This is a genomic window from Bacteroides sp. LFL-34 (genome assembly GCF_027257075.1).
Lineage (GTDB): Bacteria > Bacteroidota > Bacteroidia > Bacteroidales > Bacteroidaceae > Bacteroides > Bacteroides ovatus.
On the sequence record NZ_JAPQKZ010000028.1, the window covers coordinates 17,119 to 38,561 of the forward strand.

The 21,443-nt window shown below is 38.5% G+C and carries 18 protein-coding genes; 8 read left to right on the forward strand and 10 right to left on the reverse strand.

All coding sequences use genetic code 11. The annotated features are described in order from the left end of the window. The first annotated feature begins 43 nt into the window (after positions 1-43). A complete protein-coding gene (nrdD, locus tag N5O98_RS16490; protein WP_004309703.1) occupies positions 44-2,137 on the forward strand; it encodes an anaerobic ribonucleoside-triphosphate reductase in 2,094 nt (697 codons plus the stop codon). Next, positions 2,121-2,606 carry an anaerobic ribonucleoside-triphosphate reductase activating protein gene (gene nrdG / locus N5O98_RS16495; protein ID WP_004297064.1) on the forward strand — a complete coding sequence of 162 codons (486 nt, stop codon included), beginning with the start codon at positions 2,121-2,123 and terminating at the stop codon, positions 2,604-2,606. The genes nrdD and nrdG overlap by 17 nt, the downstream gene beginning before the upstream one ends. Positions 2,607-2,685: 79 nt before the next feature. Here the strand turns inward: nrdG and N5O98_RS16500 are convergent, their stop codons facing one another. Genes N5O98_RS16500 through N5O98_RS16515 form a run of 4 tightly spaced genes read right to left on the reverse strand, consistent with a single transcriptional unit; the run spans position 2,686 to position 6,325 of the window. Further along, complete coding sequence (locus tag N5O98_RS16500; RefSeq protein WP_004304046.1) at positions 2,686-3,846, reverse strand: MalY/PatB family protein; 1,161 nt, start codon at positions 3,844-3,846, stop codon at positions 2,686-2,688. 3 nt (positions 3,847-3,849) lie between these two features. After that, the gene (locus N5O98_RS16505) at positions 3,850-4,713 is read right to left on the reverse strand and encodes a DUF3737 family protein (RefSeq protein WP_022199478.1); all 864 of its coding nucleotides are present in this window, start codon (positions 4,711-4,713) and stop codon (positions 3,850-3,852) included. A gap of 11 nt (positions 4,714-4,724) precedes the next feature. Then, complete coding sequence (locus N5O98_RS16510; RefSeq protein ID WP_249363212.1) at positions 4,725-5,276, reverse strand: cyclophilin-like fold protein; 552 nt, start codon at positions 5,274-5,276, stop codon at positions 4,725-4,727. Between the two features lie 17 nt (positions 5,277-5,293). Continuing rightward, positions 5,294-6,325, reverse strand: coding sequence for an alpha/beta hydrolase (locus N5O98_RS16515; RefSeq protein WP_004326669.1), 1,032 nt, complete (start codon positions 6,323-6,325; stop codon positions 5,294-5,296). A gap of 646 nt (positions 6,326-6,971) precedes the next feature. Here N5O98_RS16515 and N5O98_RS16520 point away from each other — a divergent pair. From N5O98_RS16520 to N5O98_RS16530, 3 genes are all read left to right on the forward strand, one after another. After that, the gene (locus N5O98_RS16520; RefSeq protein ID WP_082431397.1) at positions 6,972-7,898 is read left to right on the forward strand and encodes an IS1595 family transposase; all 927 of its coding nucleotides are present in this window, start codon (positions 6,972-6,974) and stop codon (positions 7,896-7,898) included. 99 nt (positions 7,899-7,997) lie between these two features. Then, positions 7,998-9,272, forward strand: coding sequence for a hypothetical protein (locus tag N5O98_RS16525; protein WP_229119332.1), 1,275 nt, complete (start codon positions 7,998-8,000; stop codon positions 9,270-9,272). A gap of 90 nt (positions 9,273-9,362) precedes the next feature. Next, positions 9,363-9,635 (forward strand): hypothetical protein, encoded by a 273-nt coding sequence (locus tag N5O98_RS16530; RefSeq protein ID WP_195600957.1) that lies wholly within the window; start codon positions 9,363-9,365, stop codon positions 9,633-9,635. On the opposite strand, the gene N5O98_RS16535 is transcribed toward N5O98_RS16530, so the two are convergent. From N5O98_RS16535 to N5O98_RS16545, 3 genes are all read right to left on the reverse strand, one after another. Further along, entirely contained in the window at positions 9,632-9,778 is a 147-nt protein-coding gene (locus N5O98_RS16535; RefSeq protein ID WP_195600954.1) for a hypothetical protein, read from the reverse strand. The two genes, N5O98_RS16530 and N5O98_RS16535, sit on opposite strands and share 4 nt — an antisense overlap. 190 nt (positions 9,779-9,968) lie before the next feature. Continuing rightward, entirely contained in the window at positions 9,969-11,174 is a 1,206-nt protein-coding gene (locus N5O98_RS16540) for an MFS transporter (protein ID WP_022199480.1), read from the reverse strand. A gap of 16 nt (positions 11,175-11,190) precedes the next feature. Then, complete coding sequence (locus N5O98_RS16545) at positions 11,191-11,886, reverse strand: flavodoxin family protein (RefSeq protein WP_004309708.1); 696 nt, start codon at positions 11,884-11,886, stop codon at positions 11,191-11,193. A 190-nt stretch (positions 11,887-12,076) separates the two neighbouring features. Here N5O98_RS16545 and N5O98_RS16550 point away from each other — a divergent pair, with 190 nt between their 5' ends. After that, entirely contained in the window at positions 12,077-12,982 is a 906-nt protein-coding gene (locus tag N5O98_RS16550) for a helix-turn-helix domain-containing protein (RefSeq protein ID WP_022199481.1), read from the forward strand. Between the two features lie 141 nt (positions 12,983-13,123). Next, the gene (locus N5O98_RS16555) at positions 13,124-14,881 is read left to right on the forward strand and encodes a 1-deoxy-D-xylulose-5-phosphate synthase (RefSeq protein WP_022199482.1); all 1,758 of its coding nucleotides are present in this window, start codon (positions 13,124-13,126) and stop codon (positions 14,879-14,881) included. A gap of 174 nt (positions 14,882-15,055) precedes the next feature. Here the strand turns inward: N5O98_RS16555 and N5O98_RS16560 are convergent, their stop codons facing one another. Then, positions 15,056-15,946, reverse strand: a complete 891-nt coding sequence (locus tag N5O98_RS16560) for a helix-turn-helix domain-containing protein (RefSeq protein WP_004304051.1) — start codon at positions 15,944-15,946, stop codon at positions 15,056-15,058. 155 nt (positions 15,947-16,101) lie between these two features. Here N5O98_RS16560 and N5O98_RS16565 point away from each other — a divergent pair, with 155 nt between their 5' ends. Then, complete coding sequence (locus tag N5O98_RS16565; RefSeq protein ID WP_004297076.1) at positions 16,102-16,773, forward strand: YczE/YyaS/YitT family protein; 672 nt, start codon at positions 16,102-16,104, stop codon at positions 16,771-16,773. A 156-nt stretch (positions 16,774-16,929) separates the two neighbouring features. Here N5O98_RS16565 and N5O98_RS16570 read toward each other — a convergent pair whose 3' ends face one another. Both N5O98_RS16570 and N5O98_RS16575 read right to left on the reverse strand, forming a co-directional pair. After that, a complete protein-coding gene (locus N5O98_RS16570) occupies positions 16,930-20,289 on the reverse strand; it encodes a S41 family peptidase (RefSeq protein ID WP_022199483.1) in 3,360 nt (1,119 codons plus the stop codon). Positions 20,290-20,306: 17 nt separating this feature from the next. Then, entirely contained in the window at positions 20,307-21,128 is an 822-nt protein-coding gene (locus tag N5O98_RS16575; RefSeq protein WP_022199484.1) for an MBL fold metallo-hydrolase, read from the reverse strand. Positions 21,129-21,443 lie beyond the last annotated feature (315 nt).

Consider the following 21,443-nt stretch of genomic DNA (forward strand, 5'->3'; position numbering starts at 1 on the left):
ATGTAGGCACTAAATCTATTTTGTTAATTCTTAAAATATAGGTATGATTAGTTCGGAGATATTCATTATCAAAAGAGACGGAAAAAAAGAAGCTTTTTCCCTCGACAAAATCAAAAATGCCATATCCAAGGCATTTTTATCAGTAGGTAGTTTTGCTACGCAAGATGTGATAACCAATGTGTTAAGCCGTGTCAGTATCAGTGACGGAACAAACGTAGAGGAAATCCAAAACCAGGTGGAAGTCGCCTTGATGGCAGAACATTATTACAGCGTGGCCAAAGCGTATATGCTGTATCGTCAAAAACATTTGGAAGACCGTGAAGTCAGAGACAAACTTAAATTCCTCATGGATTATTGCGATGCTTCCAACCCTGCCAGCGGTAGCAAGTACGATGCCAACGCCAATGTGGAAAACAAGAATATCGCCACGCTGATAGGAGAACTGCCCAAATCCAATTTCATCCGCCTCAACCGCCGCCTGCTGACAGACCGTTTGAGGGATATGTATGGTAAAGAGGCTTCCGACCGTTATTTGGAACTCCTGAATCATCACTTCATCTACAAAAATGATGAAACCAATCTGGCAAACTACTGTGCCAGTATTACTATGTATCCCTGGCTGATAGCAGGAACAACAGCAGTAGGAGGCAATTCTACCGCCCCGACCAATCTGAAATCCTTCTGCGGAGGATTTATCAACATGGTATTTATCGTATCCAGTATGCTAAGCGGCGCATGTGCCACTCCTGAATTCCTGATGTACATGAACTATTTCATAGGTTTGGAATACGGACAGGACTATTATAAACACCCTGATAAACTGGCAGACTTGTCTCTGAAACAAAGATCGATCGATAAAATCATCACAGACTGTTTCGAGCAAATCGTATATTCCATCAACCAGCCTACGGGTGCCCGCAATTTCCAAGCAGTTTTCTGGAATGTGGCTTATTATGACAAGTATTATTTCAATAGCCTTTTCGAGCACTTTGTTTTCCCCGACGGAAGCAAACCCGACTGGGGTTCGCTTAGCTGGTTGCAGAAGCGTTTTATGAAATGGTTTAATGAGGAGCGTACACGCACCGTTCTGACATTCCCTGTAGAGACAATGGCACTCCTGACCAAAGACGGCGATGTACTGGATAAGGAATATGGCGACTTCACCGCTGAAATGTATGCCGAAGGACATTCATTCTTCACCTATATGAGTGACAATGCCGACTCTTTGAGTAGCTGCTGCCGTCTGCGTAATGAAATACAGGACAATGGCTTTAGCTATACATTGGGAGCCGGAGGAGTCTCTACCGGTTCGAAGAGCGTGTTGACCATCAATCTGAACCGTTGTATACAGCATGCTGTAAAATCAGGTATTCTCTACCCTTTCTTCCTGGAAGAAGTAGTAGACTTGGTTCACAAAGTACAGCTTGCCTATAATGAGAACCTGAAATTATTGCAGGCAAAGGGTATGTTACCTTTGTTTGATGCGGGTTATATCAATATGAGCCGCCAATATCTGACTATCGGCGTGAACGGACTGGTGGAAGCAGCCCAATTTATGGGAATCGACATCAACGACAATCCGAAATACGTGGCTTTTGTGCAGGAGATTCTCGGCATGATTGAGAAATACAATAAGAAATATCGTACCAAAGAAGTACTTTTCAACTGCGAAATGATTCCTGCCGAAAATGTGGGTGTGAAACACGCGAAATGGGACAAGGAAGCCGGATTCCAGACTTACCGCGAATGTTACAACAGCTATTTCTATATTGTAGAAGACAAATCGCTGAACATTGTCGATAAATTCCGCCTGCACGGGCATCGTTATATCGAGCATCTGACGGGTGGTTCGGCTTTGCACATGAATCTGGAAGAGCATCTTAGCAAAGAGCAATACCGGCAGTTGCTTCGTGTTGCCGCTACCGAAGGTTGCAACTACTTCACATTCAATATTCCGAATACAGTATGTAACAAATGCCATCATATCGACAAACGGTATTTGCATGAATGTCCCGAATGTCACAGCGAGAATGTGGATTATCTGACCCGCGTCATCGGATATATGAAGCGTATCAGCAATTTCTCCCAAGCACGGCAAAAGGAGGCCGATTTAAGATATTATGCTCCGGTACGCTGATTATGATATTGTTTTTCAGGAGATACCGGATGAGGTGACATTAGCCATCAACCTCTCCAACTGCCCCAACCATTGTAAAGGGTGCCACAGTGCATATCTGATGGAGGACGTAGGAGAACCGTTGACGGAAGAAAGTCTCTCTACCCTGCTCGGTAAATATGGAAAAGCGATCACCTGTGTCTGTTTCATGGGCGGTGATGCTTCACCCGCAGAAGTGGAACAACTAGCTGCTTTTTTACACAAGCAGACCATCACTCCGGTAAAAGTCGGATGGTACTCCGGGAAGAGCAAACTGCCGGAGCACTTTGATGTATCTCATTTCCAATATATAAAGTTGGGACCTTACATCGAGTCTCTGGGAGGATTAAAATCTGAAACGACCAATCAGCGGTTGTACCACATAGAAAATGGAATAATGGAGGATATAACTTATCGTTTTCTCCCCCATCATTCCAAAAAGATTTCTTAATAAGAGAAACGCTCAAACGGAGTATGTCATATTTACCGTTTGAGCGTTCTTTTTTCTAACTACTTCTTTTCATTCGTATTTATGATTTCAGTACCCGCTTCAATCTGTTTAATCCTTCTATCAACCGCTGTCGCGGACACGCAATATTGATACGGATAAACCCTTCACCAGTCTCTCCATACAGACTGCCTTCGTTCACCCAAAGTTTTTCTTTCTTCAACAAGTCTTTTACTATTTCTGCTGACGTTTGATTCAAGACCGAGCAATCCACCCAAACCAGATATGTACCTTCCAACATCATTACGGGAAATTCCGGAAGATATTCATCAAAATAACCTTTTAAATAGATGTAATTCGCAAACAAATAGATTTTAAGTTCTTCCAGCCATTCTTCGCCCTCATTGTAAGCAGCCATCAACGCCTCCACTCCGAAAGGATTCACATCACATACCTCATTTATATTAATCGCTTTATCTATTCTCACCCGTACATTTGCATCTGCAGAAATAATATTGGCTATCTGAAGCCCTGCCAGATTAAAAGCCTTGCTAGGCGAAACAAAGGTTACCGAATTCATAAGAAACTCTTCTGATATAGAAGCGAAAGGAGTATATTCATGCCCCAGAAAAACCAATTCACAATGAATTTCATCAGCAACCACAAACACATTATTCCGAATACAAATCTCACCTATCCGCCTTAACTCTTGTTTGCTCCACACTCTTCCGGCAGGATTGTGCGGATTACATAACAACAGAAGTTTGACCTTCGGGTCTGAAGCTTTCCGCTCCAAATCATCAAAGTCAATCTGATAGCCCCTGTTTCTATATACCAAAGGATTGGCAATCATCTCGCATCCGTTATTACGGATAGAGGAGAAAAAACAGTTATATACAGGTGTCTGCACCATTACTTTATCTCCGGGCAGTGTCAACGCTTTAATAACAGCAGATATTGCCGGCACAACACCGGTGGTGTAAATAATCCACTCTTTTTCTATCCGCCAGGCATGTCGTCGAACAAACCAATTTACAACTGCCTCGTAGTATACATCAGGTACACGTACATAACCGAAAATCCCATGTTCCACCCGTTTCTTCAGTGCCTCCACGACAGGGGGAGCCGTACGGAAATCCATATCAGCTACCCACATCGGCAATACATCCGCATCTTCAGCCGAATCCCATTTATAAGAATTCGTTCCTCTGCGTGGAATAATTTCATCGAAATTATACTTCATATTTCAATTAAAACAGGTTAGATCGTCCCAAAGTTTCAATTCGCAATTTGCTGGTGATTTAATATTTTCGTCCAAAATGATTGCTCCGAAACTTTCGGCAACAATACTTCCCGTACGAGGATTTTTTACGCTATGAACGGGACTTTTAATCGTTGCCTTCACACTACTGTATTCAAAAGCAAGGTCAGCATCTTCTGCCATCGTACAATTTTCCATCACCAAATCATGTGCGTAGCAAAGCGGTTGAGTCCCCGAAATCCTGCAATTTACCAAACGTAAGTTTTTAGAATGCCATCCCAGATATTCTCCGTTCAACTCGGAATCATAGACTGTTACATTTTCCGTATTCCAGAAAGCATCTTTGGAGTTGATAACTGCATTATGGATTTCTACATTCTTGCAATATTGGAACGAATAGTTCCCGTTTTGGGCATAGTTTTGTATCTTAATATTCTCACTGTGTATAAAAAGGTAATCCGCTTTATCAATCTGTACGTTCTTCAGCTCTATATTATGACAATACCAAAACGTTTCCAAAGCATTAGGCAACTGCACGTTTTCGAGTTTTATTCCGTCCATTTCACGGAACATCTTCGGTGCTTCTACCAAGGTATCTGCCATTTGCAGACTTTGAGAGTACCATAGAGCAGCACGGGCTCCCTCTGTAAAGAGACAGTTTTTCACAATGAATCCGTTGGTATGCCAAAAAGGATATTTTCCTTCAAAGCGACAGTTGATTGCTATAATATTACTACATTCTTTCAATGCAGATTCACCGGCGTGAATTGTTACATCTTCCAGTTGAAGGTCGTGGGTCGCGAACAGAGGACGTTCGCCTCCATATTCTTTATTTCTTATTTGTTCCATTAGTTTATTCTTTAATCTGTTATTTCAAAAGTTACATTTACGCCTCCTGAACCAAGGGTGGAGGCCAGTCCTGAAGGATTTGTTATACGTCCTAAACGGGTATAAGTATATGAAGTGGAAAAGGTTTCATAAAATAGGACCACACAAGTGGAACCGTAAAGCATCAAGTCACCTGTCCGAATAGTCCCGGGATTGGACGACGCTGTCGGCAAACCATTCGACAGATAATAATATTTTTCATTACCATGCAGTTCGGACATATCCACTGTCATAGGGAGTAGTCTCTTAAATGCTTTCGCTGTCTCATTATTTTCCAATGTGGCATTGAATGAAACAGGTCCGATTGTTATTTTAAGATTATTGCTCACTGGGGTATCATCGTTATTGTCGTCATTATCATCGGGATTATTGCCATTATTGTTACTGCCATTATCACCGGAACCCGAACCATTACCCGGAGTCACTTGTTGACCTGTTCCCTGTATAGGTTCATCTTCGCTACATGATGCGGAACCGACCGATAATGTCAGCATAGTAAGAATTGCTATTATATAGTATCTCATATTTATAGTATTAAAACTTATTTCTTTAGATATTCCTTAAAGAAAGATTCCAGTTTATTAAATGGAATAAGGCTCACACGATCGTAAAGATCTACGTGTCCGGCACCGGGTACTATATACAGTTCTTTAGGTTCGGCGGCCAATCGGTAAGCGTCTTCACTAAATTCACGTGAGTGGGCATTTTCACCGGTGATGAAAAGCATAGGGCGAGGTGAAATAGTCTCAATATCTTCGAAAGGATAGAAATTCATAAATTTCACATTACTTGAAAGTGTAGGATGAGTGGTGGTCATAGGAGTTGCTCCGTCGGGGGTAAATTCTCCTCTTTGTGTACGGTAGAACTCATAGAACTCCCGTTCAATCGGACTGGACTTTTCTGTCAGTTGATGTACAGTACCACCTGTATATTTAGTTTCTCCACCTAAAAATTCAGCATAACGCTGTTCTGCCGCTTCAGCCATTATTTGCTTTCTCTGTTCCAATGTCAATGAGTGTTTTAACCCATTACGGCTAGCCGTACCCATATTGTACATACTGATTGTCGCAATGGCTTTAAGGCGAGGGTCTATTTTCGCTGCACTGATAGCAAAACTTCCACTGCCGCAAATACCGATTACTCCAATTAGATTCCGGTCAACAAACGGACGGGTACCTAAAAAATCAACTGCGGCACTAAAGTCTTCCGCATAAACTTCCGGCAGAACAGCATTGCGCGGCTCGCCTTCACTCCCACCCCAAAAAGACAGGTCTATGGAGAGTGTTACAAAACCCCGTTCGGCCATTTTCGTTGCGTAAAGATTCGCGCTCTGTTCCTTGACAGCTCCCATTGGATGTCCGACAATGATTGCAGGGTATTTGTCCCCTTCTTTCATATTCTTAGGCAGAAACAAATTTCCGGCTACCTTCATTTTATACTGGTTGGAAAAAGAAACTTTCTCCACACTTACCAAATCACTTTTATAAAAGTTATCTGCATCTGTCTGTGCAGAAGAAAAACTAGTTCCAAGCATCATCATAAATACAGTTGTTAATAATAAAATCCGTTTCATATCTCTTATTTTTAATTATTAAAGAATTGATTGTCTACTTTCTACATTACAAAAATACGATGAAAGAAAGAGACCGTTTGTAGATGAATTACTGACATAATAACCCCAATTACGGATTATATTTTTTTAGGTAACTATATACAATCTTACAGCTTAACCCTTGTTAAAATATAAAATATTTTTATTGTATAATAAGTTTTTATATAGATATATAATTAAAAAAAGAAGTTAGGGGATTTTGAGGGCAAAAACAAATTAATCAATGTACTCTATTCTGTAGAGTACTATCCACGCTAAACCTTTGTCAGTCATTTGTGGATATTCAGCTATTTTGTACTCAATATATTTTCTTTTCATAAAAATGCACATTTATTAATTGATGTGGTGTAATGTGATTTTTGGAAAGTGAAAATCCTCCTAACTTCTTATTTTGCAAACATAAGAAATTTATAAAAGCAATCAATTATTTTAGTAAAAATAAGTAACCCCTATTAACTCCTCTTTAATAGCTTTGACAATTAATCACATTTCCCTTATATACCTTTGCATTATTAAGATTTAAATATCTAATAATCAATTAATTATAATATTTAAATCTATTGATTTATAAATAAAATATTAATAATAAAAATGCAAAGGAGGAAACATGATTGATGTATCTAAATTTAACTCTCTAATTGAATTACTTGAAGCTTTTCCAGATGAAGAATCTTGTATCGTTTACTTAGAAAAATTACGTTGGAGAAATGGTAAAGTCAAATCTCCATTTGATAAAAAATCGAAAGTCTATTATTTACCTAATCATAGGTATATGTGCAAGAATACTCAGAAAATATTCAATGTTAAAGTAGGAACAATATTTCATGGTACTAAATTACCACTAAGAAAATGGTTCATGGCAATATGGTTAGTATTAGCTCATAAAAAAGGTATATCTTCATTACAGTTGTCAAGAGATTTGAAGATAACTCAGAAAACAGCTTGGTATATATTACAAAAGATAAGAACTTATTTTATTTGTAGAAATAGAGGTAGGCTTAGTGGTGAAGTTGAATGCGATGAAACTTTTGTCGGTGGCAAAAACAAAAATAGGCATTGGGATAAAAAGGTAAAAAACGCTCAAGGTAGAAGCTTTAAAGATAAAACTCCTGTTTTTGGAATGTTGCAAAGAAAAGGAGATGCTATCACTCGAGTTGTAGAAAATACATCTCAAAAAGAATTGACTCCCAAAATATTAGAATTTGTAAAAAGAGACTATACTGTATTATATACAGATGAATGGTTAGGATATAATGCAGTAGATAAGATGTTTTATCATTATAGTGTAGACCATGGTAAAGGTAAATATGTTGACGGAAGAATTTATACCAATACAATTGAAGGATTTTGGTCTATATTCAAAAGAGGTATTATAGGTATCTATCACCATATAAGCAAAAAGCATCTACAATTATATGCTAATGAATTTACCTTTAGATACAATACAAGAAAAATAAAGGATTCGAGTAAATTCAAATTACTATTACGTAACTCCTATTTTAAGATAACTTATTTGGATATTGTAGCTGCATAAATTTTATGCAAATCGTTTTTTATTAATTTAACATCTTTGTATTGTCTATAATTATTATATTTGAACCCTATTATGTATAATTTTAATTTTATGTATGTTATGAAGAAACTATTATTGATATTATTCACTATTTCATTATGCTTTAATGTATTTAGTCAAGATTCAACTTATACTTATGAAAAATATGGTGTTATTAATCAATATACCAATAATATGGTATTAGAAGTTGATGATATTTTAAGATTTTCCAAACATAAATTGAAAAATGAAAATTGTTTTATTATCAATATCAATGATTTATCTTCTTCTAGTAAAAAATCTACTGGATTTATTTTAACTATAGCTTTAAAAGGTTATGATGAATTGAATGAACAGTATGTTTATATTGGTGATGCTATTGAAGCTATAAGTGAGTTAGTTTATATAGGAAAATGCTTAGTTAAATCTAAGAATAAATTGGATATATATCTTAATAATCAAGGTTATAATTATGAAGCAACTTATAATAACGACCTATCCTTTAGTGTGAATTTTTATAATATGAAAACAGACGAAAAAGGATATATGCCACAAATACCAAATAAATTTATAAGAATATATCCAATAAAAAATAAAACCGAGCAAGAAAAAAAGGAAAAGGCTCTAAAAGAAAAGCAAAAACAGGAATATGAAAAAAGAGAAATTGAAGAAATTAAATCAGTCCTAGATGAAGTAGATATTGAGAAAAAAATTTCAAATATAGAAAATGATATGATAAAATCTTATCTACAAAAAACAAAGGATGTAATATTAAACACTCCAATAGAACAATTAATTAAAGAGAATAAAGAGAAGAAGAAAAATGCTTTTTTAAATTATAATTTTGAATTGCGCATAGATAGTAATAAAAATGTAAATATCTTTAAAGATAAATGTAGCTATGAATTTCCCTATTATAATTACAATAGAAATAAACCATTCGGTGATTATAAAGAGAAAAAGTTAAGCACTTTTGAACTTTCACTTAAAGATAAATGTAGGAATAAATATTATCTAAATAATTTTAATTGTTGCAAGATTGGCAATAATATATTTATAGAAGATTGTGGGTTTTCTTATAAATTCATATTTGAAACAGATATAATTGGAGTTAAGGTAAAAGGAGATAATCTTAAATATTATTCAAATGAAAACAGAATATCCCAATTTGAAGAAGTACATGATTGGTGTTCTAAAAATATTACAAAAAATGGATTTTATTTTATTCATTATATTCTTATAGATGGAGAATTGGTTTGTAGAACTTTAGATTTAAATAAAACCCAAAAGAAAAATTTAAAGCAATATTTGAAAATAGGTCTATTATATAAATTGAACAATTATATAAACAATTAACACCCCTTCACACCTCTTTATTAGACTTTGCATAAAGGATTTCTACCTTTGTAGAAAAGAAAAAATGTAACGTCTAATAAAGAGATTATTATGAAAAAGGAAAAAAGAAAATTGTTTAGGATTCAAGAAATACTTCGTTTATCAGAAATAACAAAAATAAATGGAGAAGTAATAACTCCATTTTATAAAGTACGTGAGAATATAAATAAATTTCAAGTTTCAGAAGATGAAATGAGGGAATATTTGCATCTTTATCCTAAAGAATATCATAAATACATTGAACAGATAATACAAAAGATATATTATCCAACAGAAAATGATCAAAAAAAAGATGATATTCTTAAATTAGCAGAATTAAATTAGTCCTCATCTTTAATTTCAGGAGATTTATCAATTTCTTCTTCATTATCATCATCTTCTTCAGGAATATCTATTTGTATATTTGTAAGTATTTTAGGAAGTACTCCATTCTCTAAATCTTGCTCAATATCTTTTCTAAATTTCATATCTTTAAATCTTTGGAAGCAAAGATATGGAATATGTTCTGGTAATCAAAAGAATTTGTTGTTTTTAACTAATTTGTTTTGTGTATTTTATTATAAAATAATAATTACATAAATAAATATATTTAATTTGAAAATTTATAACTTTTAAGAGGTTTTAAGCTGTAAGATTGTATATAATTACCTTTTTTTATTATTCTGTTACAATATTGATATTAACCTGCTTCCGGATATGCACTACGCGAACCCGCAGATAAACGAATACAATACTCGCAATCAGGAAAAGCAACGAGCCGAAAACAGAATATCGTGTGCCCATTTCCGTAATAAAAGTTCCGCATATACCTGTACCAATCGTTGTTCCTAAATTGGCTGAAGTCAGAAACATTCCATTGGCAAAGTCTGGAGCTTCGGGAGCGGCATCTGTTATCATATATTGCATATTATTACTTGCTATACCCGCCAATACGCCTAAAATAAGGATGACAATTACCATAGCTCCAATCCATTCTCCAACAATGAACAGACAGATATATGAAACCAATAACGCAAAAGGCATGAGGATAATTGAACGCCTGGCGTTTATTGATAGCAGTTTTCCCGCCATCACATTACCCACAATATTTGCCAAACCATATACGAGCAACACTGCACTTATCACATTATATGAGACCTCCGTTACTTTTTTCAGGTAATCCGACATATAGCTAAAGAATCCGAACATAGCTCCATTAATCAAGGTAACAGCAATAATTGAATACCACATCGTTGTTTTCTTCAATACGCTAAGCTGTGCACCATAAGATACTTTTTCTTTTACAGGCATGGAAGGGATAAACAGAATCGTAGCAACAAAGACTAATGCGTTTACAACAGTGAAAAACAACATCGCCATGGAGAACGAAACTTCGCTGGCAATAAAACTGGTCACCGGAACGCCCAGCACCATGCCGGCGGACACACCGACAAAGACTTTAGAAACAGCCTTGGGAGCCTGTTCCTTGCTGACAGACGCCGCGGCTACCGTAAAAGCCATAGAGACATATACCGGATGCAGGAAAGCGGGAAGTATCCGTGCAATCAACAATACTGTGAAATTAGAGGTGAACATGGATATTACATTACTTATTGTAAACAATCCCAATGCCAGCAACATTACTTTCTTCCGGTTAATCCCCGAAAATAATAAAGGTGTCGCAGGGGCTGACGCAGCCACCACCAATGCGAAAACACTTACCGTCCAGCCGGCTTGAGGTACGGAAACATTAAAAGTTGTGGCTATCAAGGGCAGGATCCCCACTACTCCCATTTCGGTGTTTATAATTCCAAATACACCGACCGTAAGGATAAAGACGAGCAAACCGCCCGAATTGAGTTTTAATTTATTTTTTTGTTCCATAGTTACTATATGCTATTTATAATTCCAATCCCATTTTATAGGCGTTTTCAAGATGTACTTTATCAATCTGCCGTGCCAGTTTCTCGCATCCGGTACAACCGCCGGCACAATATAATCCCACTTCATTCCAACCTAACGCCTGATTGAGAAGACGAAAATATCGTATGGGCTGTTCGAAGGTCGTATCATTATCATCACCGGCTGTCATCAGCAATACCGAATCTTTTTGAGGATATTTATCATCGACAGAAATGGCATAAAGTCTATCAATGAACGATTTCAGCTTTGCCGTGATTGTCCAAAAGTAAAGAGGAGAAGCCATAACCACTGTATCACATTCCGCAAACAAAGGATATATATCCTGCATGTCGTCGCGAACAGTACACTGATGTGCAAGACGCTGACAAACTCCACATCCCCGGCACCCTTCTATCCGCATACTACCCAGATAAACCTTCGTCACAGAATGTCCGCGCTCTACCAATCCTTTAATGTATGCATCGGTCAGTCGGTCTGTATTGCCGCGTTTTGTGCCTGCACTCATTATTACAAGTATCTTTTTCATATTTCCCTGATGTGTTTTATCGATTAGCGAAGGAAGTGAAGTGTCTGTCGTTTCTTTACTATTCAAACACCGATAAATAGTCGTACCACCTAATAGTACGCCTCCGGTTGTTAGTAACACGCTTTTCAAAAAATGCTTTCTATCCATATTCTCTCATTTATTAATTTCCTCTGATTCATCAAGTTTTATTTAACATGGCAAAGGTCGGAAGAATATAAAGAAGCCGTTGTAGACGGATTACGGGTATGATAACCCCAATTACAGATTAGTCATTTCCCTACTATGAAAACAGAACATTTATCTGTATCTTTGTTACCGATTCCAAATACCAAAAGCCATGGATAAAGTTATAAAACTAGAGAATGTAAATCAGTATAACGAACTGTACGGACTGGAAACATTGCATCCTTTGGTTAGTGTCATCGACTTGACCAAAGCAACGAAAACAGTTAACCATATCCAGATGAACTATGGTCTTTATGCTCTTTTCCTAAAAGAGAGCAAGAGCTGTGACATTAAATACGGTCGTCAGTATTATGATTACCAAGAAGGAACCATTGTCTGTTTTGCCCCAGGTCAGACAGCCGGTGTAAGTACCATTGAAGATGAAATCAATCCGGCTGTTTATGGTATTATTTTCCATCCGGACCTGATTCGCGGCACCTCACTTGGAAAAGATATTAAGAAATATACTTTCTTCTCTTATGCAGTAAACGAGGCTTTACATCTTTCAGATCAGGAAAAGGAAATAGTCATGGATTGCCTGAAGAAAATCAGTATCGAACTTGAGCATGGTATCGATAAACATAGCAAAGCATTAATCGCCATGAATATCGAACTGTTACTGAACTACTGTATGCGTTTTTATGAACGGCAGTTTATCACCCGGAACAGTGCCAATAAAGATGCTCTTACAAAGTTTGAACAACTTCTGGATGAATATTTCCAAGATCAACTTCCCATACAAAACGGGTTACCTTCCGTGAAGTACTTTGCTGATAAAGTCTATCTCTCCCCCAACTACTTTGGTGATATGGTAAAAAAAGAAACAGGAAAAACTCCACAGGAACATATTCAGACCAAAGTAATCGAACTAGCCAAAGAACGTATTGTCGATACGAAAGAAACCGTCAGCCAGATAGCTTATTCGTTAGGATTCCAATACCCGCAACATCTCTGCAGATTATTCAAAAGACGCGTCGGATGCACGCCTAATGAATACAGAAATCAGGCTTTAGCATAAAAATATAGTCCCTCAAATAAGGGAACTGTAATATAGGTAAAACAATCCGTAATTCATATACAAACAGATTTCAAATCCTGCTGTATCTTTGCAGTGTCATAAAGAAATAAGTAAAAACATTATTTAGAAAAACTGTTTGATATGTATTTAGAAAATATTTATTCTCCTGCAGATGTTAAGAAACTGTCGGAAAAAGAGCTAAACGAATTAGGTGGAGAAATCCGTGCAGCGCTCCTGCAAAAATTAAGTGAGCATGGCGGGCATTTCGGACCTAATTTCGGAATGGTGGAAGCAACGATTGCTTTACATTATGTATTCAATTCGCCCAAAGACAAAATTGTATTTGACGTATCGCACCAGAGTTATGTACACAAGATGCTGACCGGTCGTAAAGATGCGTTCCTTCATCCGGAAAAATACGACAACGTATCAGGTTATACCGAACCGCAAGAAAGTGAACATGACTTCTTCATCATTGGACATACTTCCACTTCTGTCAGTCTGGCCAGCGGATTGGCAAAGGGACGCGACCTCACAGGCGGCAATGAAAATATCATAGCTGTCATAGGCGACGGCTCCTTAAGCGGAGGGGAAGCTTTCGAAGGACTGGATTATGCAGCAGAGCTTGGCACCAACATGATTATTATCGTCAATGATAACCAAATGTCTATCGCTGAAAATCATGGAGGTCTATACAGGAATCTGAAAGAATTGCGTGACAGTAACGGTCAGTGCGAATGTAACTTCTTCAAGGCGATGGGACTGGACTATATATATGTAAATGACGGTAACGATGTACAGGCGTTGATTGAAGCATTCTCCAAAGTGAAAGATATTCAGCATCCGATAGTAGTACACATCAACACTTTGAAAGGTAAAGGTTATGCATGTGCCGAACAAGATAAAGAGACTTATCACTGGCGCACTCCATTCAATCCGGAAACCGGAGAAGCAAAAGTCAGTTATGAGGAAGAAGATTACAGCGAAGTAACTGCTCAATGTCTGCTGAAAAAGATGAAAGAAGATTCTCGTGTGGTGACAATCACTTCGGGTACTCCTGCCGTTCTCGGATTCACTCCGGACCGCCGCAAGGAAGCTGGCAAACAGTTTGTAGATGTCGGCATTGCAGAAGAACACGCAGTAGCTCTTGCTTCGGGCATCGCAGCCAATGGCGGAAAACCTGTTTACGGAGTGTATAGTACATTTATCCAACGTTCATACGATCAACTTTCGCAAGACCTCTGTATCAATAATAACCCGGCTGTTTTGTTGGTATTCTGGGGAACACTGTCCGGAATGAATGATGTAACTCACCTCTGCTTCTTCGATATTCCGCTCATCAGCAATATTCCTAATATGGTTTATCTGGCACCGACTTGCAAAGAGGAATATCTTGCTATGCTAGAATGGAGTATCCGCCAAAATGAATACCCGGTTGCTATCCGTGTACCGGCAACAGATGTAATTACTTGTGGGGAACCGGTGGAGACTGATTATAGTGTTCTCAATCGCTATAACGTGACGCATCGTGGAGCGAAAGTAGCCATTCTTGCTTTAGGTTCGTTCTATGGATTGGGACAGTCGGTTGCATCACTTCTGAAAGAAAAAGCCAATATTGACGCAACACTCATCAATCCGCGTTACATCACCGGTGTAGACAACGAACTGATGGATGAACTGAAAGCAGATCACGAATTAGTGATTACGTTGGAAGACGGTGTATTGGATGGCGGTTTCGGTGAAAAGATTGCCCGTTATTATGGTGCTACAAACATGAAAGTTCTGAACTTTGGAGCTAAAAAAGAATTTGTTGACCGATATGATATACAGGAGTTTCTCCGTGCCAATCATCTGACGGATGAACAGATTGTAGAAGATATCACAGCAGTGATCGGTTAAAATCAGACCCATTCACTATATATTCAGGTAGGTTGATGTATACGGTCTTTAAGGACAGTTGAGTTGCATCAACCTACTTCCATTTTTATTCAAATCAGCCAACTTATTATTTAGATTCATTATATTCACTATTCAGTTCAGTAATTCCCCATTCAGTTCAGCAATCCTTTCCGTTCAAATCAATAATCCTTTCCGATAATTCAACGGAGTCTGTCCCGCATTTCTTTTAAAGAACTTACAAAAACCGGCTGCATCACTAAACCCCAGTTTAGCAGCAATCTCGCCAACCGTAAATTTGGTAGAACTCAATAAAGTACGCGCTTCCATTACTAACAATTCATTAATAAGGCTATTGATAGTCTTACCTGTTCCAAGACGTACAATGCGTGCCAGGTACTGTTCACTAATAGCCAGTTTATCCGCATAAAAGCTCACGAAATGTTCTTCCCTGAAATTACGGGTAACGAGTGCATGAAATTCTTGCAGAACGTGATCTTTACGACTGATCTCTTTTTTGATAACGGTCTTTCGGGAAAGAAAATCTGCTATATCCAAAAACAGAGAATTGCACGCTGCCTGTATACGCCGGAAAAGGAAATGATGTTCAATATTCATCAGATGCATCAATACTTCCAGCTCCTTATGGATGATTTGAGCTTCATACTCTGTCAACTGAATCGTATATTGCTTATTCCGCCTCATGGTTGCCAACAGGATTGCCGTGATTTGTGTCAGATATGAATCGTCCGTCCGCATAGATTCGGAAAGGGCGAGAGTGATAAATTTAATATCCCGGCTTGAATAAAGATGTTCCGTGAGATAATTTGCTCCGTGAATAAGTAACATATTCGGTTCTATCGCAATAAACTCTCCATTCAGTAGAATTTCCGAACGGCCTTCAAGAACGAATATCATATAAAGCTCCCGATTGAAATAACATTCATTTGCCGGATAACTTCTATCTTTATATTCACTCCGGAAACAGACTACCTCCTCTTTATAATGAGGAAGTTCAGGATGCTCCTTCAATAGTTGCGTATTATCAAATATACGAGATTTTACCATTTACACCTTTATTTTATGACGTAAAAATACGATTTGTTTCGGATATGACAAAAACTGTATGGAATTAGATAATCTATTTCAGAGTAAAAAACAAGACCTTTGCATATCCTTTTCAATACATGAAAAAGGAATCAATAGAAAGAGGTTAAAAAGACATGGAAATGAAAGAGATTTTTAAGAGGTATTTAGTGTTTGTTATCGGACTCTATTTTTTAGCGGCAGGTATCGTGTTGATTATACGCTCGGCATTGGGAACTACTCCCATATCGAGCATCAATTATGTATTAAGCCTGAATAGTCCTTTATCGTTGGGTACTTGCACATTTATCATCAACATGGTGCTTATCCTGGGACAGTTCTGGTTAATCCGAAAGAATAGAACCCGACAGGATATTATTGAAATTCTTCTTCAACTACCGTTCTCTTTTATCTTTTCGGCATTCATTGATTTCAATATGATGCTGACAAGCGAACTGCATCCCGCTAATTATGGTATGTCGATTGCTTTATTACTTACAGGATGCATGGTGCAGTCTATCGGAGTAGTGCTTGAACTGAAACCAAAAGTAGCCATGATGAGCGCAGAAGCATTTGTGAAATATGCATCCCGCCATTATAACAAGGAATTTGGAAAGTTCAAAGTTTATTTTGATATTACTTTGGTTACATTAGCCGTGATTCTCTCGCTGCTGCTGACTCAAGGTATTCAGGGAGTACGAGAAGGATCACTCATTGCCGCTTGTATAACGGGGTATATCGTCAGCTTCCTGAATCAGAAGATAATGACTAGAAAAACCCTCCATAGATTACTGCCGGTCTGGAAGTAAGCCCTATATCTATTTAAAATAAACGCCTTATAAAAGGAGTCATATAAAAAGGTCAATATAAGAAAATCACTATAAAAGAAAGTCGCTTCTCTGTTAGAATCTGATTGATTCTTTCAAAGAAGCGACTCTTTATTTTAGATATAATTATACTCGTATTTACTTCTTCTGACTATCTATCTCTTTCAGAAGTTCATCCACAGCCACCTTTAGTTGGGTATCCTCTCCTTTGACTACTGTTTCCGGATTATTGGCAACCTTTACATCCGGTTCCAATTGGGTATTTTCCAAATAACTGCCGTCAGGCAAACGATAACCGACGATAGGAATACCAAAAACCAGTGAAGGATCTTGTAAAGTTTCCCAAGACACACTTGTCATAGTACCCGGAACAGGCATACCGACAAGTTTGCCAATCTTTTGATGTTTATATACCCACGGAGTTCCGTGTGCATTCGAGTAGTTGGCCTCACATTGCAACATAATGGAAGGTTTGTTCCAACGACGACTCGGCATATCACAGGCTTCACGTCCGCGTACCACCTGTGTGAAGTATTTCTGACCGCTGAACAGTATTTCAATATCTTCATGCAGACGGCCACCACCGTTGAAACGGGTATCAATCACAATGCCTTCGCAGTTGTTATATTTTCCCAGAATGTCCGAGTATACAGTACGGAAGCTGTCATCTCCCATCGACTGAATATGAACATATCCCAAACGTCCTTTCGACCATTTTTCAACATCTGCCGCACGTTGTTTTACCCAACGTTTGTATAACAATCCATTCAGTTGCCCGTTGGTGACCGGCATCACCACTTCTTCCCAACGCTCTTTATTTTGTGGATTGTAGATTGAAATCAATGTTTTCTTCCCTGCTTTATTATTCAGCAAGCAGGTTATGTCATTATCGAGAGTTATCTCTTCTCCATTAATCTTTTCAATGATGCAACCAGCCTTTACTTTGGTACGTGAATGATCGAACGGACCTTTTTCTATTACTTCGGCAATCTGCATTCCTTTTCCCTGATAATTCCAGTCGAACAAGAGTCCGAGATTAGAAGTGACATCTCCTTTTCCTTTGGGAGAATAACGTCCTCCGGTATGTGAAACATTCAGCTCACCCAACCACTCACTCAATAATTCTGCAAAGTCATAATTGTTATCAATATGAGGCAAGAACTTACGATAAGCATTAGTCATAGCATCCCAGTCAACCCCGTGCATATTGACATTGTAGAAGCGTTTTTGATGCTGTTTGTACACATGGTCAAACATCGTTTCACGTTCGGCAGCCAAATCCATTTTCATTTCAGCCTGATAGCTGATGGACTTCAACGCATCCGACTTGGCATCCATCTTTTGCATAATCCGGCTTCCCAACAAAAAGATATCTCCTTTTTTGTCCAACATCAACGATGCCCAACCGGTATTGAGTTTGTGCAGACGCTTCGTATCTTTTTCACGGAGATTCATTTTCCAAAGGTCATATCCACCTTCGAACGCGGAGAAATAGTAAAGATCTTCCCCGTCTTTTGAAAGTATGGCACTACCCAAGTCGGAAGAATTGGGAGTCAAACGTACGATACGGTCTTCAATGCCGTTCAGCTCGACAAGTATCTCTTTTTGATCTGCCTTATCATCAGCAGACTCATCCTGATTACTGTCTTTGCTGCTATCTACTTTGCTCTTTTCCTTGTCGGCCTTGCTTTTATCAGTCTTTCCCTTGTTAGCATTTCCTTTATCTGCTTTTTCCGCCTTAGACTTCTTTCCGTCTTTCGTCTTCTCATCGTCTTTCTCCTTTGCCTTCTTCTGTTCCTTTTCAAATTCCTTGAGTAATTCGAAATCTTCCTTACTCAAACGGTAACGATCATAAGCATCCTGATTGAGAAACACCAACATCACATCTTGCTGCGATCCCCAGGAAGCGTGCGCACGCATACCATAGCGCTCGGTTTGGAAAAGAATAGCATTCCCATCGAGTACCCAACGCGGAGCACCACTGATATATCCACTATTTGTCAGATTAGTAATTGCACCTCCCTGTGCGCTGACAATGCCTACATCCGAATAAGGATCGTGGCGGTTGCCTATAAATTCAAGAGTGAACCATTTACCGTCAGGCGACCATTCGTAATCGAATCCACCTCCGGTGTTATACCATGTAGAACCATCCGTTACCTGACGTACCTTTTTTGTTTTCAAATTGAGTACCATCAAACGATTACGGTCTTCGATAAAAGCCAATTCTTTACCGTCCGGTGAATATTGCGGATAAGTACGTTCTACCGTTTTAGACGGTAATAATACTTCCTCTTCAATAAGAGTGGCATTAGGGAAATTCGGGTCTTCCTTACGACTTATTTTGGCGGTATAAAGTTGCCAGTTACCGGTTCGCTCGCTGGCATAAACCAGTGTCCGGTTGTCCGGAGCAAAAGAAACGGCAGCTTCTTTTGCCGGAGTATTTGTGATTTGCTTGGTGGTAGCATAATCAGTTGAAGTCACAAACACATCACCACGTACAATAAAAGCAATTTGTTTACCGTCCGGAGATACAGAAGCGGAAGTTGCTCCCTGCGAGAACTTAAGTGTAGCAAGCTGCTGCTCATCATCACGGACAAGTTCTACTTTTACTTTTTCCGGACGTGCACCAGACTTCTGTGTGTATAACTCACCATCATAGGTATAACATAAGGTACCTTTATCGCTGACAGACAAAAAACGTACCGGGTGAGTTTTGAAAGTAGTCACAGCTTTCACTTCCTGTGGGGTATTCAAAGGGAAAGTATACACATTGAAAGAACCTCCATCACGCTCACTTAAAAAATAGACAGCATTACCATCAGGTGCATACACAGGATTACGGTCCTCGCCTTCCCGGTTTGTCAGGTTCGTATGTTTTCCCGTTTGGGTGTTATATAACCAAATATCTCTCGTAATGGAAGAAGTATGATGCTTTCTCCATTCATCCTCAAACCCTTTACGATCCTGATAAAGAAAGTTCTTCCCTGTTTTATCAAAACAGACCAGTTCGGCAGGAGTGCCCAGCACTTGCTCGGTACGTCCGCCGGCAACAGGAACTTTATATAATTCCGTCATTGCTCCTGTAGGAAACAGGGCACTGCTTGCCGGATCCTGTATAGAGGCAGAGAAAAAGATATACTTTCCATCCGGAGTAAAAGCCGACGGTATTTCAGATGCAGAATGATAGGTCAGTCGCCGGGCGGCACCTCCGTCAGCAGGCATAATGAATAAGTCAAAATTTCCATTCCGGTCACTGGCAAACGCAATTTGCTTGCCATCGGGCGACCAAACCGGATTGGCTTCATAAGAGGTTTGTGTGGTGAGTTGAACAGCTGTTCCTCCTTGTGCAGGGACTTTATAAATGTCACCCTTGTAACAAAAAACAATTTCTGATCCATCCGGTGATATACGTGCATCACGCATCCACAAAGGAGTAATTGCATAGCTGGATAATGCTGATAGTACCAGCGCTAAAGAAGTTATTAGTTTCCTCATATCAAATTATTATAAATTTATTCCGATAAATCGGTTTGAATTAGTTTTCCCGTGTAATTATAAAATGTGCTGTCACCAAAGTCCTTGTAAAAGAAGGCATATTTATCCACTCCCGTACAATGACAAACGCCAATCTGTCGGGGAAGATATTCCTGTAAATAATCTGCAATGACCTGATATTTTTGTTTTTCCGCATTATGGATATGAAAACCTCCCAGAAGTAACTTACAAGGAGATTCGGGAAAGGCAGCCTGAACCGTACGCAAAATATTGGTTATTCCCCGATGAGAACAGGCACTTAATACGGAAAATCCTTCTGGTTCCACCAATACCACCGCCAATTCATCCTGAAAAGTATCCGGTATTTTGCATCCATCTTCTTGCTGAACCCAAAAACGTTCAAAATGGGTATCTGCCTGATTTATAATATCAATAGAGGGAAAAAGGAAAACTCCGGGAAGCAGTTCGGTCTGCTTTGTAATAAAGCGGAAACGGGAACGATCGAGGTTTTGTGTATGCATCATCCCGTTCTCACGTTCATCCTTGAATTTAGGAGAAAAAATCTCACGCTTACAGACAACGGTTGCCTGCGTATTCAATTCCAAAAAATAACGTAGTCCGCCCGTATGATCGCTATGACCATGAGATAATATCAAATAATCGACTTTTTGCAAGTCAATATGCAACAAGCGGGCGTTACGGATAAACAAGTCGGATGCTCCCGTATCGAAAAGTAACCGATGTCCCGATGTCTCAATATAAAGAGAAAGACCATGCTCTGCCTGCAATTTACGTCCATAGACACAATTCTCCACAAGAGTCGTTATTTTATAGCCCATGACACTTAGTTAGTTATCAAACGAATTATACAAAATAAAAAGTTCTGCCACAAAATTATAATAATTCTGTGGCAGAACAAGCAATCCAGTCAATTAAGTAATCGTAAAAAGGGGAAAAAGGTGAGGGTAGTGAGGGAGGAATTGCAACCTTTTATTTTTATATTTTATTTTTTCCTATCTATATTTTCTCTAAAAAAAAACACGAATGTTAGAAATCCTCCCTCACTACCCTCACCTTTTCCCCTCTTCTTGTAAAAAAAAGACGGCGGAAAATCTGGAAAACATAACCGTCTTTTCCAGATTTCCCGTCAGGTT